Origin of the sequence: Novosphingobium olei, assembly GCF_012927405.1 — a bacterium.
Taxonomy (GTDB): domain Bacteria; phylum Pseudomonadota; class Alphaproteobacteria; order Sphingomonadales; family Sphingomonadaceae; genus Novosphingobium; species Novosphingobium olei.
In genome coordinates this window covers 796,754-810,811 of sequence record NZ_JABBGM010000001.1, presented here as the reverse complement: position 1 = coordinate 810,811, position 14,058 = coordinate 796,754, and the positions used below count along the sequence as shown (strand labels likewise).

The window sequence follows — 14,058 nt, the reverse complement described above, 5'->3', positions numbered from 1 at the left end:
ATGGCTCGTCCGTTTTTCCGTCGCCGCAAGAGCTGCCCGTTCTCGGGCAAGAACGCGCCCAAGATCGACTACAAGGACGTGCGCCTGCTTCAGGGCTTCATGTCCGAGCGTGGCAAGATCGTGCCGTCGCGCATCACCGCCGTTTCGGCGAAGAAGCAGCGTGAGCTGGGCCAAGCGATCAAGCGCGCCCGGCACATCGGCCTCCTGCCCTACATCGTGAAGTAAGGAGCGCCAGACATGCAGATCATCCTGCTCGAGCGCATCGAGAAGCTGGGCACCATCGGTGACGAAGTCACCGTGAAGGACGGCTACGCCCGCAACTTCCTGCTGCCCAACAAGAAGGCGCTGCGCGCCAACGAAGCCAACCGCAAGGTCTTCGAAGCCAACCGCGCCCGCATCGAGGCCGAGAACGAAGCCCGCCGCGACGAAGCCAGCAAGGAAGCCGGCAACGTTGAAGGCAAGGAAGTCGTCCTCATCCGCGCTTCGTCGAACGCCGGCCAGCTCTATGGTTCGGTTTCGGTGCGCGACATCGTCGACGCGCTGGTCGAACAGGGCGCCAAGGTGACCAAGTCGATGATCGTGCTGGAACGCCCGATCAAGACCATCGGCGTCTCGACCGTCAAGGTTGCGCTCCACCCGGAAGTGACCGTCACCGTCAAGGTGAACGTGGCCCGCTCGCCCGACGAAGCCGAACTGCAGTCGCAGGGCGTCGACGTCATGGCGGCGATGTTCGACACCGACACCGGCGGCTTCACCGAAGCCTACGATCCGAATGCCGAACCGGGCGAAATCCCGACCGAGCTGCTCGAAGGCGGCGAGGAAGCCGAAGCCTGATCGCTTCGCGCTGACCAAGCATTCAAGGGGCGCTGTCTCGCGACAGCGCCCCTTTTGCTTTGTGGTCGCTGTCGGGGGCACTGTCGCAGGACAGCGCGCCCTCTTCCTGGCGGCGTCTACTGAGCCTTGGGCTTCAGATAGCGGTCGAACCATTCGATCCGGCGCCGCAGCGAATCCAGCTGGTTCTCGCGCTTGTAGAAGCCGTGGCCTTCGCCCGGATAGAACACCACTTCAGCCGTTGCGCCCCGCGCTTTCAGGGCGTCGGTCACCTGCTGCGCCTGCCCGCGCGGCACGCGGATGTCGTTGTCGCCCTGAAGCGACAGCAGCGGGGCCTTTGCGGCCTTTAGCCAGGTCAGCGGCGAGGTGGCGTCGTACACCTTGGGATAGGTCGCCGGATCGCCCAGCAGCGACTTCTGGTATGCCTGAAGTCCGGCATCCTCGTGCTCCCACATCGTGCGCCAGTCGATGATGCCGAACATCTGCACGGCGGCGGCGAACGCGTCCGGCGCGCGGCCGATCGCCATCAGCGTCATGAACCCGCCGTACGATCCGCCCGTGATGCCCACCCGCGCGGGATCGACGTAACCGCTGGAAACGAGGAAGTCCTTCGCCGCCAGCACGTCCTTCAGGTCGCCGCCGCCCAGGTCCTGGTAATTGGCGGACTGGAACGCCTGACCATACCCCGTGGAGCCGCGCGGGTTGGGCTGGATCACGAAATAGCCGCGGCTGGCAAAGGCGGCGACGACACCGGAAAAGCTGTCCAGCGCCTGCCCGGTCGGCCCGCCATGCGGCATGACGATCGCCGGATTGTGGCCATCGCGGCGCGCGTTGAACGGGATGGTCAGGATCGCGCTGATCCGGGTGCCGTCAAAGCTCGGATACGTCACGATCGCCGAACCGGGCAACGTGGCGGGATCGAGGCTTGCAACCGCCAGCGGGAACGTGGCCGCCACCCCGCCGCTGGCAAGATCGATCACCGTCGGCTGGCCCGGTGCGTTGGCGCCAGAGCGCAGGACCAGCAGACGCTTGGAATCGGGTGAGAACGGCACCGCGCCAGCCGGCGCATTGACGCCCGGCTGCAGCGGCACCGGACGCACCGCCAGCGTGGCCACGTCCGCCAGCGCGATCTCGGTCCGCCCATCGGTGTTGGTGGTGACCACGAACGATTTGCCGTCCGGCGCCATCGCACCCGCTTCCTGGCTCCACGGCGTGGGCGCCAGCCAGCGCCAGCGCTTGTCCTTGATCGAATAGATCCCGGCGTGATCCTGGCCGGTCCCTGCGTTGCTCGTCACGCTCAGGACAGTGCCATCGCCGCTGGCGCCGCTTGCCTCGATGCGCGTCTTGGGCGCGCCTAGCAGCCGTCTTGCCTTGCCGCTGGCGATGTCGACCGCCCAGACTTCCCCTGCGCTGCTATCGGTGAAGCTGCGATTGGCGATCAGCGTGCGGCCCTGGTCCGTCCATGCCACCGGGCTCCAGTCCCACTGCGGATCAGCCTCTGCCGTCAGCGCACGAACCTTGCCGCTATCCGGGTCGAGCAGCGCCAGATTGGTCTGGCCCTGGCTGCGAAGCTTGGTCGATATCGCAATCGTCTTGCCATCGGGTGCGATCAGCGCACCGCTTTCGCGCACTTCGGGCGTGGCCGTCAGGTTGCGCACCGCGCCACCAGCGGTGGGCACGGCCAGGATGTCGTATTGTTCGTCCCCGCCGTGATCCTGCTGGAAATACAGCGTGCTGCCGTCGGGCGAAACGGCAAGGCCGCGCTGCGCTTCATCGGACTGGGTCAGCTGCACCGGCCAGCCGCCGGCCGCATCGACGCGCCAGATATTGTAGCGGCCGGTCAGGTTGGTGGCGAAGAACAGCTGCCGGCCATCGGCGCTCCATGCCGCGGACAGCATGCCCCGCGTCGAAATCAGGTCCTCGAGCGGTATGGGCCTTGCCGCCGCGTTCTCGGGCGAGGTGATCGACTGCGGCGGCGTCAGCGGGCGCGGCGGCGTGGGCACCTCCGCGCTTGCCGGAACCGCCGCGATGACCGCAGCCGTTGAGATGCACGCCAGTGCGACATGCCGCAGATGCTTCATTTTATACCAAGATGCGCAGACTGCGACCCATGAGGACGGCGTTCTGGCGGTTCTCGGCGAGGAGCGTTCCGAAGGGGTGATGCGGGGCATCATCCCGAGGGCGCGACGCTGTCCGGGGGCCGCCAGAACGTCGCCCGCAGGGTGTCCAGCCCCGCCCGCCGGACTTCGTCGGGACCTTGCGACGATGAACCACATCGCCGCTGCGGTCCCTCCTCGCCAGCAGACGGGGCTGGGCATCCTCATGGGTCGCAGTCTGCGCATCTTGGTATAAGCCCCCCGTTCGAAAGTCATTGCGCGATGGTGGCGCAAGACAGCCGCAAGGTCGAGTGGCGACAATGCGCCCTGCGGACAAAGATAGCGACGCGCGGGGTCGGTCTATTTGCCCTTGTCGAGCCGCAGGAAGCGGGCGGCGTTGTTGTACAGGATGTCGCGCTTCTGTTCGGGGCTCAGATAGTCGGCGTTCTGGATGATCCCGATGGAATAGGCCATCAGCCCCGGCCAGACGAGCTGGTCGGTGCCGTACATCACCCGATCGCCGAAGCCCGCATCGACCAGCCGCTCGATGTACCGGTTCACCTCCTTGCGCGGATAGCTCCAGATCAGACCGGCGATGTCCACATAGACATGGCTGTTCGCCTGAAGCAGCGTCAGCATGTTGTCGATCATCGGATAACCGGCGTGCATCACCTGCACCCGCAATTTGGGATGGCGGGCGAGCAGATCCTCCAGCAGCAACGGGTTGCCCATCGATCCGCGATAGCCGGGCATGGCCACATTGGCGCGGCCCGATCCGCCCGTGCCCATGTGGATGGCAACCGGAATGTCGAGCTTTTCGGCAAGCGCGAAGTACTGGTCCACCCGCATGTCCGATGGCGAGATGCCTTCGTACTGCAGGCCGATTTCGCCCATCACCTTGAAGCCTTGCTGGGTGAAGGCCACCTCCAGCATCTTGAGCTGCCTGGCGGGATCGCTGCCCTCCACCTTGTCGAACGCCGTCCCCGGGATGATGCGCCCCGGCGCCGCCGCCTGCCACTTCTGCACGTCGGCGACATCGCCGAACACAACGCCCCGCACGTTCAGCCGCTCCATCTCGGCCAGCACCATCGACCGGTACTGCCCCTTGGGCGCGGGGTAGAGCTTGGGGCTGCACTCCTCCTTCGACCAGCCGAACGGCGCTTCGGGGCCGTCCTTGGGGTCCGATGCCTCGAACCGCGTCTGGTTGGGGCAGAACGGGACGGCGATGGGCACATCCTCCATGGCGTGCATGTGCACGTCGATCACCGGGGGAACGGTCGCCGTGGTGTTCTGCGCCGCCGCGCTGCCCGCCCAGGCGAGCGCGACGATCGCGACCGACGTTTGAATGATCCGCATTGCCTCACCTCTCCCTCATCACTTTGACAGCGTTATCATCAAGCCGCAGCCGTCGCACAAGAGGCGTTGTCGGCGAAAGGGTGGCCGCCCTTCTTTCCAGCGTAACCCGCGCCCGCTAGACTCTCGCCGATGAACCAGGTTGCTTCGATCCTTTCCGCCCTTTCCCGCATCTATGACGAGGCCGTGGCCCGGCTGCGCGAGGATATCGCCCGCTTTGCCGAGGACGGCACGCTGCCACCACCGACCCGCCGGCACGACGGCAGCTACTGCTACCCCGAACTGCGCATCCGCCTGGCGAGCGAGCCCGACAACGTTTCCACCGGGCGATCGTTCGGCCGGCTGACCCAGCGGGGCACGTATGCCTGCACGGTGACGCGGCCCGAACTGTTCGCCGACTATCTGGGCGAACAGCTGGAGCTGATCTGCGGCGGCTACGACGTGTCGGTGACCGTCGCGGCCTCGCGGCAGGAGATCCCCTTCCCCTACGTGCTCGACGGCGCCTATGCCGCGCAGATCGGGCGGGTGAGCCCGCAGGAACTGGCGCGGCACTTCCCGGCGACCGAACTGGCCCACATCGGCGACGAGATTGCCGACGGCGACTACGCAATCGGCGACGGGCCGCTGCCGCTGTCGCTGTTCGACGGCCTGCGCACCGATTTCAGCCTCGCCCGCCTCGCCCACTATACCGGCACCCGGCCCGAGGATTTCCAGAAGTACGTGCTGTTCACCAATTACCACCGCTACGTCGACGAATTCGTCGACTGGGCCGGGCGGCAGCTGGGCAGCGAAGGCTACGTCGCACTATCGGGCGCGGGCGGGCTGTACCTCGATGGCCATACCGACGATGCCCGGGCGCGGCTTTCGGACACGGCGTGGCGGCGCCACCAGATGCCCGCCTACCACCTGATCGCGCCGGACCGGTCGGGCATCACGCTGGTCAACATCGGCGTGGGGCCATCGAACGCCAAGACGATCTGCGACCACCTGGCCGTGCTGCGGCCCGAAGCCTGGCTGATGATCGGGCACTGCGGCGGCCTGCGCCCCACGCAGAAGATCGGCGATTATGTGCTGGCCCATGCCTACTTGCGCGACGACCACGTGCTCGACCCCGTGCTGCCGCCGGAAATCCCGATCCCGGCCATCGCCGAAGTCCAGGTGGCGCTGGCGCAGGCGGCCGAGATGGTCAGCGGCAGCGGCGGCGCGGACCTCAAGACCCGGATGCGCACCGGCACGATCGTGACCACCGACGACCGCAACTGGGAACTGCGCATTTCGCAGACCGCCAAGCGGCTGAGCCTGTCACGCGCCGTGGGCATCGACATGGAGAGCGCGACGATCGCGGCGCAGGGCTATCGCTTCCGCGTGCCCTACGGCACGCTGCTGTGCGTGTCCGACAAGCCGATCCACGGCGAGATCAAGCTGCCGGGCCAAGCCAACCGCTTCTACGAAGAGGCCATCGCCGGGCACCTCGCCATCGGCACGACCACCTGCGCGCTGCTGAAGGCGCAGGGATCGCGGCTGCACAGCCGGAAGCTGCGGGCGTTTAACGAACCGCCGTTCCGCTGACGCGGCTGCGGCGGCGGTAACGAACCGCCTTTCCAGTGAGGTTCAAGGGCCCAAGTTGACGAAGTTGACAGACTTCTGAGAGAAAAAGCGAAGGCTTGGGGTTCCGACCTCAAGCCTTTGTTTTTACGGCAATACCCGTGAAAAACGCGCCGCTTCGCAGCAGCGTGTAAAACAAACATGGTCAAGTCGCGTTTCGGCATGGCCGCACCATGCCCATCGCAACCGGTGTAGGACAGCCCCGCCCACTCCTCCTGCCACGGGAGGAGCGGGCCCGAAGTTGGGTCAGCGCGAGGCAGCGCTGGCGAGCTGGGGGGCGCGGCCCGGCGTGAAAGCTTCGCTGCCGATGGTATCGAGCGCGAGGCCGAAGCTCTTGACCACGAGCGCGAACACCGAGGGCTGGATGCCTTCGCCGGTGACGACGTCCCACGTCATGTTGACCGATTTGTCATCGCCCACCGAAACCGCGCCGAAGCGGTTGTCGCGCACGAAGGCGGCGGCCTTCTGCGCATCGAACGGACGGTCGGGCACGAAGCTGGCATTGAACTGCAGCGACTGGCAGCCTTCGTGGGTGATTTCGTTGCAATCGTAGAACACGACCTGCGTACGCCAGCCGCCGATATCGGCCTGGACCAACGGGTCGCCGGACGAATCCGCAACGAGCTTGGCATCGTGGCCAAGGCTCTTGAGCGCGGCGACGACGCTTTGCGGCTGCATGGCGGAAACACTGGTGGTGGCGGCAACTGCAGGCGTTGCGACGGTTTGGGCCGCGTGGGCAGCGAACGGCAGGACAAGCGCGCCGGTCGCAATAAGCCTGCAAAACGAGCCGATCTTCGACTTCATCAGGGGCATCCTCAGGTTTTTTTATTGTGCCATGAGCGTCTCACAAACAAAGGGGCGCGGCAAGCACCTTGATCGGCCTGCCGCGCCCCACCGGAACGTTGAATTTACGCGGGTTTTACCAACCGCAGTCCTTGCCCTTGTTCTGCGCGGCGAGCCACTTCTGCAGCGGGGCGAAATAGCGAATCATCGCCTTGCCGCTCATTTCGCGGCTGCCCGTGAAGACTTCGAGCGCATCGGGCCACGGCTTGGACGCGCCCATCGACAGCATCGCGTCGAGCTTCTTGCCCACCTCCTTGTTGCCATAAAAGCTGCAGCGGTGGAGCGGGCCCTTCCAGCCGGCCTGCTTGCACGCCGCTTCGAAGAACTGGAACTGCAGCACGCGGGCGAGGAAGTAGCGGGTATAGGGCACGTTGGCCGGGATGTGGAACTTGGCGCCCGGATCGAAGGCATCAGCGGGGCGATCGGCCGGTGGCACGATGCCCTGGTACTTGAGCCGCATATCGTTCCACGCGGATTCGTAGTTCGCCGGCTTGATCGAGCCGTCCATCACGCCCCAGCGCCAGCGATCGATCAGCAGGCCGAAGGGCAGGAAGGCCACCTTGTCCATCGCCTGGCGCAGCAGCAGGCCGGTGTCCTTGGCGGCCGGTGGCACCTTGTCGCGATCGAGCAGGCCGATCTGGACGAGGTATTCGGGCGTGATCGACAGCGCGATGAAATCGCCGATCGCTTCGTGGAAGCCATCGTTCGCGCCGTTGAGATAGAGCGTGTCCTGCTTGTTGTAGGCGCGCTGGTAGTAGTTGTGGCCGAGTTCGTGGTGGATCGTGGTGAAATCATCGCCATTCACCTTGATGCACATCTTGATGCGCAGATCGTCCTTGTTGTCGATATCCCAGGCCGAGGCGTGGCAGACGACTTCGCGATCCTGCGGCTTCACGAACTGCGAGCGCTTCCAGAACGTGTCGGGCAGCGGCGCGAAGCCGAGCGAGGAATAGAAGTTTTCGCCCGCCTTGACCATCTTGAGTGGATCGTAGCCCTTGGCCTGAAGCAGCGCGCCGACATCGTAACCGATGTCGCCCGCGCCCGCCGGGGCGACGATGTCATAGATGTTGCCCCATTCCTGCGCCCACATATTGCCGAGCAAGTCGGCGCGGATCGGGCCGGTCTTCGCCTGCACCGCATCGCCATACTTTTCGTTGAGCTTGGTGCGGGTGTAGCAGTGCAGCTGCTGGTAGAGCGGCTTGACCTCGTTCCAGATCTTCTCCGTCAGCGCGGCGAAGGCTTCGGGCGACATGTCGTAATTCGACCGCCACAGCGCGCCGGTATCGGCAAAGCCCAGCTCCGCCGCGCCGGCGTTGGAGATCTCCATCATCTTGACGTAGTCGGCCTTCATCGGCTTGCCGACGTTGTCGTGCCAGCTGAGCCACATCTCCTTGAGCTCGTCCGGGTTGCGGTTTTCGCCCATCGCCGCTTCGATGTCGCTGCCGTTGATCGGCTGCCCCTTCAGCGTGCCCTTGCCCTTGCCGTACATGCCCTGGATGCGGGCCTGGAGCGTGGCGAATTCCTCGGCCGCGCCGGGCGTGGTTGGCGCCGGCGAAGTGATCTGCGTGCGCATGATGGTGAGCTTGCGCGCGAGTTCGGGCGAGATGCCGCCGGCCTTGGCATAATCGGCGGCCTGCTTCGCCTGCAGCACCTGCAGCGAGTTGAACGAAGCATTGGATTCCGCCGCCAGCGCCTCGGTATCGTCGGTGATGTAAGTTTCGTAGATCCATTCGTTGCGGCCCGAACGGACGGTCGCGTCGTAGAGGTCCTTTTCGGCGGACTTCACCCAATCGGCGGCAGAGGCCGGAGCGGACGCAGCCGGTGCGGGCTGGGGCGTGGCGGGTGCGTTCTGGGCAGTCTGGGCTGCGGCCGGAACGGCAAGGCTCGCCGCGGCAAGCGCGAGCACGGAAACGAGCGACTTCATCGATGAACACTCCCCAAGGGCATTGTCTGGACGCCGGGCATTTGCGTGCGGCGCTGCAAGTCCTTGGTTAACCAGTGCCCATGCGAGGTCAAGTGGTGAGGAATGAAACCATTTCGCGGCCCATCTCGGGCATGGTGACGCTGCTCATGTGCGTGCCGGGAATGGTTGCGCGGGTCGCATGCGACAACGTTTCCGCCAGCCGATCCGCCGAGCCGTTGTCGTTGTCCTTGTCTCCGCACAAGACCAGCGTGGGCATCGAGATCGCCGCCAGCTGGTCGGGCGCTGTATCCTCCATCGTCTGCAACAGCAGGCGGGCGGCGACGCGGTCGACGTCCATCGTCTTGAGGAACTGCTGCGAGACATAGGCCGGATCGCCCGGCCGGATCGTGCCGAAGCGGTCGATCACATCGATGAAGAAATCCTGCCGCCTGGCCCAGCCGGCCAGCCCTTCCAGCCCCATGCCGGCCAAGATCAGCTTGCGCGGACGCAGGCCGCCGATCACCGCGCGGGCCGAGGTGCGCGAGCCCAGCGAGAAGCCGCCAAGGTCGAAATCATCGAGCCCAAGGTGCGCGACAAGCGCTTCGAGATCGCGGGCGAGCACATCGGGCGGATAATCGGCCGGATCGTGCGGGGCGGCGCTGTCGCCGTGGACGCGCAGGTCGGGCATCAGGCATTCGAACCCGGCCGCGACCAGCTGCGCGGCGGTGCCGAACTTGACCCAGTTGACGTGGGCCGAGGAAAACAGCCCGTGCAGCAGGATCAGCGGGCGCCCCTCGCCTCCGGTCGGCCCGGCGCGATGCAGCGCCAGGCGCGTGGCGCCGAAGCCTTCGTAATATTCGGTGGTGACGTCCATCAGCTGAGCAACTTGATCCCCGATGCCAGCAGGACAGCCGCCAGCGCAGGGCGCAGGATATGGTCGGGCGAGCGCGTGGACAACAGGCTTCCGGCCGCTACCCCCGGAATCGAGCCGATCAGCAGGTTGAGCAGCAGCGTGGGATCGACTCCGCCGATCAGCCAGTGCCCGAACCCCGCCACGAGCGTGAGCGGAACGGCGTGGGCGATGTCGGTGCCGACGATACGCGAGACGCGCAAGGCGGGATAGAGCATGAGCAGCGCGGTCACGCCGATCGCGCCTGCGCCTACCGAGGAGACCGAGACAGCCGCCCCAAGCACCGCACCAAGGACAATGGTGGGCAGGAGCGTGCGGGAATCGTCCTTGCGGTCATGCGTCTTGGCAAAGGTCGCCAGCTTCTTCTGGAACAAGGTGGCGATCGCGGTGACGATCAGCATGGTGCCGAGCACGGTCAGGATGACGTGGTTGGTATCCTTGCCGAACTTTCCGAACGTCGACACCGCCAGCAGCGTCAGCACCGCGGCGGGAACGCTGCCAATCGCGAGGCGGCGCATGATCTTCCAGTCGACGCTTTCGTGCCGGTTGTGGACGAACGAGCCGAAGATCTTGGTGATCGAGGCGAACAGCAGGTCGGTACCGACCGCCGTCCCCGGATTGATCCCGAAGATCAGCACCAGGATCGGCGTCATCAGCGATCCGCCGCCCACGCCGGTGAGGCCGACCAGCGTGCCGACCAGCAATCCGGCGACGGCATGGAGCACGTCCAGGTGTGCGAGCATCAATCCCCCTTGGTCCCGTGGACGGGTCCCTCAAAGTGAGGGCCGCCATACCGGGCAGGGACCGCAGGCCGCAATGGCCGGAGCGACAATCTCTGGTTTGGCGGTTGGGATGAGAGCTTTAGTCCGCGCCGCTTGGGTCGGACGAGCCGAGCAGTATCGCCGACGAGCCGGTCTTGGCCTCGGAACGGCGCCCGACAGCCTCCGTTGATCGAACCAAGGACGGGGCTAGCCCCTCGAGGAGAATTCGACATGACCCATAACCGTCTCATGACCACGCTGCTTTCGGCCAGCGCGCTGGCGCTGGCGCTGCCGAGCGCGGCCTATGCCGGCAAGGCTGACCGCGCCCGCGAGGCGATCGCTGCGGCACAGGCCAAGATAGACGCCGCCGCCACCGCCGGCGCGGGCGTGGAAACGCCGCACCAGCTGGCCGAGGCAAAGGCCGCACTGGCGCGGGCCCGCGAGAACCTTGCCTCCAGCCACAAGCCCGAGGCGATTGACGCCGCGATCCAGGCGCAGGCGCTGGCCGACGCGTCGCTGGGTGAATCCCAGAAGCGCAAGGAGCGCGCGATGGCTGCCACGCAGGTCGATGCCCAGGCACAGACCGCCGCGGCCCAGCAGGAAGCTGCCGAGGCCAACCTGCGCGCGGCGCAGGCCCAGCAGTCGGCCGCCGTTTCCGCCCAGCAAGCCGCCGATGCGCGCAATGCCGCGCTGACCGCTCAGGCGCAGGCCCAGGCGACCACCCCGCCTGCACAGGTCGAAACCACGGTAACCACGCAGGCCGCAACCCCGCGCAAGACCGCATCGCGTACAGTCGTGCGCAAGCGGGTGGTGAGCCGCGCCCCTGTTCGCACCACCACCACCGCCACGCCGAGCACTGCTGTAACGACGACGACAACGGTCAAGTCGCCGCTCTGACCTGATCGCGCTTTTTGAAAATGCGAAGAACCCGGCGCTCCCATGGAGAACGCCGGGTTCTTCTGCATCAGCGCTGTCGGACGCGTCAGCCCTTCTTGAGGTGACGGCGGCCGAGCAGTTCGGCGATCTGCACCGCGTTCAACGCCGCACCCTTGCGCAGGTTGTCCGACACGCACCAGATGTTGAGGCCGTTGTCGATCGTGCTGTCTTCACGCACGCGGCTGACGAAGGTGGCGAAATCGCCGACGCATTCGATCGGGGTGACGTATCCGCCGTTCTCGCGCTTGTCGATCAGCATGACGCCGGGCGCCTCGCGCAGGATGTTCTGCGCTTCTTCGGCCGAGATCTCGTTCTCGAATTCGATGTTGAGCGATTCCGAGTGGCCGACGAAGACCGGCACGCGCACGCACGTGGCCGTGACCTTGACCTTGGGATCAAGGATCTTCTTGGTTTCGGCGACCATCTTCCATTCTTCCTTGGTCGAACCATCATCCAGGAAGACGTCGATGTGCGGGATCACGTTGAAGGCGATCTGCTTGGTGAACTTCTTGGGCTCGACCGGATCGCCGACGAAGATGGCGCGGCTCTGTTCGAACAGTTCGTCCATGCCTTCCTTGCCCGCGCCCGACACCGACTGGTACGTCGAGACGACGACGCGCTTGATCTTGGCGGCATCGTGCAGCGGCTTCAACGCGACGACCATCTGCGCGGTCGAGCAGTTGGGGTTGGCGATGATGTTGCGCGCGGTGTAGCCGTCGATCGCGTCCGGGTTCACTTCGGGCACGATCAGCGGAACGTCCGGGTCCATGCGATAGAGCGAGGAGTTGTCGATCACCACGCAGCCCTGCGACGCGGCCTTCGGCGCATAGATCTTGGTCGGGGCAGAGCCTGCGGCGAACAGCGCGATGTCCCAGCCGGTGAAGTCGAAGTTTTCGACGTTCTGGACCTTGAGCATCTTGCCGGTGTCACCGAACTCGATCTCGATCCCCTGCGAGCGGGGCGAGGCGACCGCGGCGATCTCGTCGCAGGGAAACTCGCGCTCGGCGAGGATGTTCAGCATTTCGCGGCCCACGTTGCCCGTGGCGCCGACGACGACTACCCGATAACCCATTTCAAGCACTCCTATGGGGTCGTGGCCCCGCCCGTGCGCGTCGCCCGGGCGTCTTTGCGGCCGTCCCTTAGCGGCTGGATCCCCCCAGCCAAGCCAATTGGCCTTTCGGCCACGCAATGTCCCGTTTCATGAGAGCGGCCCCGGCGCTTAGTGCCAAGACGCGAAAAAGGCGCCCCGGCAGTTGTGCCAGGACGCCTTTTCTACGGGGTTCGATCCGTTAGGGCGTGGGTGGTTTTGCCACCCGTCCTGGTCAACCTTCCGCGTTGGTCTTGGTGACCTTGCGTTCGGCGATACGCGCCGATTTGCCGGTCCGACCGCGCAGATAGTAGAGCTTCGCACGGCGCACGACGCCCCGGCGAACGACGGTAATCGAATCGATGTTGGGCGAGTAGAGCGGGAACACGCGCTCCACGCCTTCGCCGAAGGATATCTTGCGAACGGTGAAGTTCGAGCCGAGACCACGGTTCGAACGCGCGATGCACACGCCTTCGTAGGCCTGGACGCGGGTACGCTCGCCTTCGACGACGCGCACGCCGACGCGCACGGTGTCGCCCGCGCGGAAGTCCGGGATTTCCTTCTTCGCCTTGAATTCGGCGATGGCTTCAGCTTCAAGCTGCTGAATCAGGTTCATTTTTCAATCGTCCTGCACTTCGTGCCGCGCACCAGAGGCAGACTGGACCCGAACGCCGGTGTGGCGCTCCCAAAGATCCGGCCTGCGTAGCCGTGTATCGATCTCGGACTGTGACTTGCGCCAAGCCGCGATCTTCGCATGATCCCCCGATCGCAGCACTTCAGGGATCGTGCGCCCTTCCCACTCAGCAGGTCGGGTGTAGTGCGGGTATTCAAGGAGGCCGTTCTCGAACGACTCCTCATGCCCGCTTGAAGGCGCGCCCATTACGCCGGGAAGCAGCCGAATGCAAGCATCGAGCAGCATCAGCGCAGCACATTCCCCGCCCGACAGGACGATGTCGCCAACCGACACTTCCTCGACATTGCGGCCCTCGAAGATGCGCTCGTCGAAACCCTCGAAGCGCCCGCAGACGAGGATGACGCCGGGCCCTTGGGCCAGTTCGCGCACACGGGCCTGGGTAAGCGGCTTGCCGCGGGGGGTGAGCGCGATGACCGGGCGGTCATTCCTCCCCGAGCTTGTCTCGGGGAGGGGGACCGCTGCCGAAGGCAGTGGTGGAGGGGAATGCGGTGCAAGCGCCCCTCCATTACCCTGCGGGTGGTCCCCCTCCCCGAGCAAGCTCGGGGAGGATCGGGCGCGCGCGTGGTCGATGGCCCTGGCGAGCACATCGACGCGCAGCACCATCCCTGCGCCGCCGCCGGCGGGCGTGTCGTCGACGGTCTTGTGCTTGTCGATGGAGAAGTCGCGGATCTGGACCGCGTGCATCGCCCACGTCCCTTCACGCAGCGCACGGCCCGCAAGGCTGACGCCGAGGGGGCCGGGGAACATCTCGGGATAGAGCGTGAGGACGGTGGCGGTGAAGGTCATGCTTTGTTGTCCGAGTTGGCCCGAGCTTTACCGCGATTGGCAACAATGATGGTTAAGGCCCCGCTTGCGACGGCAACTATGTAAGGGACTAGAGCAAGCACGAAGAACATAGCAGCGGTGGCAATCGGCATGAGGCACCGGTCAACACCGCATTCGATCGACGGACCTGCAATTGCTCTCGCCATCATGAATGCTGCTCCGCACCAACAAAATAGCAAGACTGGCAATCCAGAAACCAGCGCCGAGCGACTGT

The 14,058-nt window shown here is 65.5% G+C and carries 13 protein-coding genes; 4 read left to right on the top strand and 9 right to left on the bottom strand.

All coding sequences use genetic code 11. The annotated features are described in order from the left end of the window. Together rpsR and rplI are read left to right on the top strand one after the other, a co-directional pair. Positions 1 to 225 carry a 30S ribosomal protein S18 gene (gene rpsR, locus HHL27_RS03885; RefSeq protein ID WP_169492015.1) on the top strand — a complete coding sequence of 75 codons (225 nt, stop codon included), beginning with the start codon at positions 1 to 3 and terminating at the stop codon, positions 223 to 225. A gap of 12 nt (positions 226 to 237) precedes the next feature. After that, entirely contained in the window at positions 238 to 834 is a 597-nt protein-coding gene (gene rplI, locus HHL27_RS03880; protein WP_169492014.1) for a 50S ribosomal protein L9, read from the top strand. A 116-nt stretch (positions 835 to 950) separates the two neighbouring features. On the opposite strand, the gene HHL27_RS03875 is transcribed toward rplI, so the two are convergent. Together HHL27_RS03875 and HHL27_RS03870 are read right to left on the bottom strand one after the other, a co-directional pair. Then, entirely contained in the window at positions 951 to 2,912 is a 1,962-nt protein-coding gene (locus HHL27_RS03875; protein ID WP_169492013.1) for a S9 family peptidase, read from the bottom strand. A gap of 375 nt (positions 2,913 to 3,287) precedes the next feature. Beyond that, positions 3,288 to 4,283 (bottom strand): amidohydrolase family protein, encoded by a 996-nt coding sequence (locus tag HHL27_RS03870; RefSeq protein WP_169492012.1) that lies wholly within the window; start codon positions 4,281 to 4,283, stop codon positions 3,288 to 3,290. 129 nt (positions 4,284 to 4,412) lie between these two features. Here HHL27_RS03870 and HHL27_RS03865 point away from each other — a divergent pair, with 129 nt between their 5' ends. Then, the gene (locus tag HHL27_RS03865) at positions 4,413 to 5,849 is read left to right on the top strand and encodes an AMP nucleosidase (protein WP_169492011.1); all 1,437 of its coding nucleotides are present in this window, start codon (positions 4,413 to 4,415) and stop codon (positions 5,847 to 5,849) included. A gap of 282 nt (positions 5,850 to 6,131) precedes the next feature. Here HHL27_RS03865 and HHL27_RS03860 read toward each other — a convergent pair whose 3' ends face one another. From HHL27_RS03860 to HHL27_RS03845, 4 genes are all read right to left on the bottom strand, one after another. After that, entirely contained in the window at positions 6,132 to 6,689 is a 558-nt protein-coding gene (locus tag HHL27_RS03860) for a YbjN domain-containing protein (protein ID WP_169492010.1), read from the bottom strand. Between the two features lie 115 nt (positions 6,690 to 6,804). Then, positions 6,805 to 8,652: a M2 family metallopeptidase gene (locus tag HHL27_RS03855; RefSeq protein WP_169492009.1), complete on the bottom strand. Its 1,848-nt coding sequence runs from the start codon at positions 8,650 to 8,652 to the stop codon at positions 6,805 to 6,807. An 88-nt stretch (positions 8,653 to 8,740) separates the two neighbouring features. Next, the gene (locus HHL27_RS03850; RefSeq protein ID WP_206069334.1) at positions 8,741 to 9,505 is read right to left on the bottom strand and encodes an alpha/beta fold hydrolase; all 765 of its coding nucleotides are present in this window, start codon (positions 9,503 to 9,505) and stop codon (positions 8,741 to 8,743) included. Beyond that, positions 9,505 to 10,284 carry a sulfite exporter TauE/SafE family protein gene (locus HHL27_RS03845; protein WP_169492008.1) on the bottom strand — a complete coding sequence of 260 codons (780 nt, stop codon included), beginning with the start codon at positions 10,282 to 10,284 and terminating at the stop codon, positions 9,505 to 9,507. Before HHL27_RS03845 ends, HHL27_RS03850 begins: the two co-directional genes overlap by 1 nt. A 249-nt stretch (positions 10,285 to 10,533) precedes the next feature. Here HHL27_RS03845 and HHL27_RS03840 point away from each other — a divergent pair, with 249 nt between their 5' ends. Continuing rightward, a complete protein-coding gene (locus tag HHL27_RS03840) occupies positions 10,534 to 11,199 on the top strand; it encodes a hypothetical protein (protein WP_169492007.1) in 666 nt (221 codons plus the stop codon). Between the two features lie 85 nt (positions 11,200 to 11,284). On the opposite strand, the gene HHL27_RS03835 is transcribed toward HHL27_RS03840, so the two are convergent. The 3 genes from HHL27_RS03835 to trmD all read right to left on the bottom strand — a co-directional run bounded on the left by HHL27_RS03835 (position 11,285) and on the right by trmD (position 13,805). After that, positions 11,285 to 12,310: an aspartate-semialdehyde dehydrogenase gene (locus HHL27_RS03835; RefSeq protein ID WP_169492006.1), complete on the bottom strand. Its 1,026-nt coding sequence runs from the start codon at positions 12,308 to 12,310 to the stop codon at positions 11,285 to 11,287. Positions 12,311 to 12,560: 250 nt separating this feature from the next. Continuing rightward, positions 12,561 to 12,941, bottom strand: coding sequence for a 50S ribosomal protein L19 (rplS, locus tag HHL27_RS03830; protein ID WP_169492005.1), 381 nt, complete (start codon positions 12,939 to 12,941; stop codon positions 12,561 to 12,563). A 3-nt stretch (positions 12,942 to 12,944) separates the two neighbouring features. Next, positions 12,945 to 13,805 carry a tRNA (guanosine(37)-N1)-methyltransferase TrmD gene (trmD, locus tag HHL27_RS03825; RefSeq protein ID WP_169492004.1) on the bottom strand — a complete coding sequence of 287 codons (861 nt, stop codon included), beginning with the start codon at positions 13,803 to 13,805 and terminating at the stop codon, positions 12,945 to 12,947. Positions 13,806 to 14,058 lie beyond the last annotated feature (253 nt).

Excerpts from the sequence above, each read along its gene's own strand:
- rpsR (WP_169492015.1), top strand. The coding sequence starts at position 1 with ATGGCTCGTCCGTTTTTCCGTCGCCGCAAGAGCTGCCCGTTCTCGGGC.
- rplI (WP_169492014.1), top strand. The coding sequence starts at position 238 with ATGCAGATCATCCTGCTCGAGCGCATCGAGAAGCTGGGCACCATCGGT.
- HHL27_RS03875 (WP_169492013.1), bottom strand. The coding sequence starts at position 2,912 with ATGAAGCATCTGCGGCATGTCGCACTGGCGTGCATCTCAACGGCTGCG.
- HHL27_RS03870 (WP_169492012.1), bottom strand. The coding sequence starts at position 4,283 with ATGCGGATCATTCAAACGTCGGTCGCGATCGTCGCGCTCGCCTGGGCG.
- HHL27_RS03865 (WP_169492011.1), top strand. The coding sequence starts at position 4,413 with ATGAACCAGGTTGCTTCGATCCTTTCCGCCCTTTCCCGCATCTATGAC.
- HHL27_RS03860 (WP_169492010.1), bottom strand. The coding sequence starts at position 6,689 with ATGAAGTCGAAGATCGGCTCGTTTTGCAGGCTTATTGCGACCGGCGCG.
- HHL27_RS03855 (WP_169492009.1), bottom strand. The coding sequence starts at position 8,652 with ATGAAGTCGCTCGTTTCCGTGCTCGCGCTTGCCGCGGCGAGCCTTGCC.
- HHL27_RS03850 (WP_206069334.1), bottom strand. The coding sequence starts at position 9,505 with ATGGACGTCACCACCGAATATTACGAAGGCTTCGGCGCCACGCGCCTG.
- HHL27_RS03845 (WP_169492008.1), bottom strand. The coding sequence starts at position 10,284 with ATGCTCGCACACCTGGACGTGCTCCATGCCGTCGCCGGATTGCTGGTC.
- HHL27_RS03840 (WP_169492007.1), top strand. The coding sequence starts at position 10,534 with ATGACCCATAACCGTCTCATGACCACGCTGCTTTCGGCCAGCGCGCTG.
- HHL27_RS03835 (WP_169492006.1), bottom strand. The coding sequence starts at position 12,310 with ATGGGTTATCGGGTAGTCGTCGTCGGCGCCACGGGCAACGTGGGCCGC.
- rplS (WP_169492005.1), bottom strand. The coding sequence starts at position 12,941 with ATGAACCTGATTCAGCAGCTTGAAGCTGAAGCCATCGCCGAATTCAAG.
- trmD (WP_169492004.1), bottom strand. The coding sequence starts at position 13,805 with ATGACCTTCACCGCCACCGTCCTCACGCTCTATCCCGAGATGTTCCCC.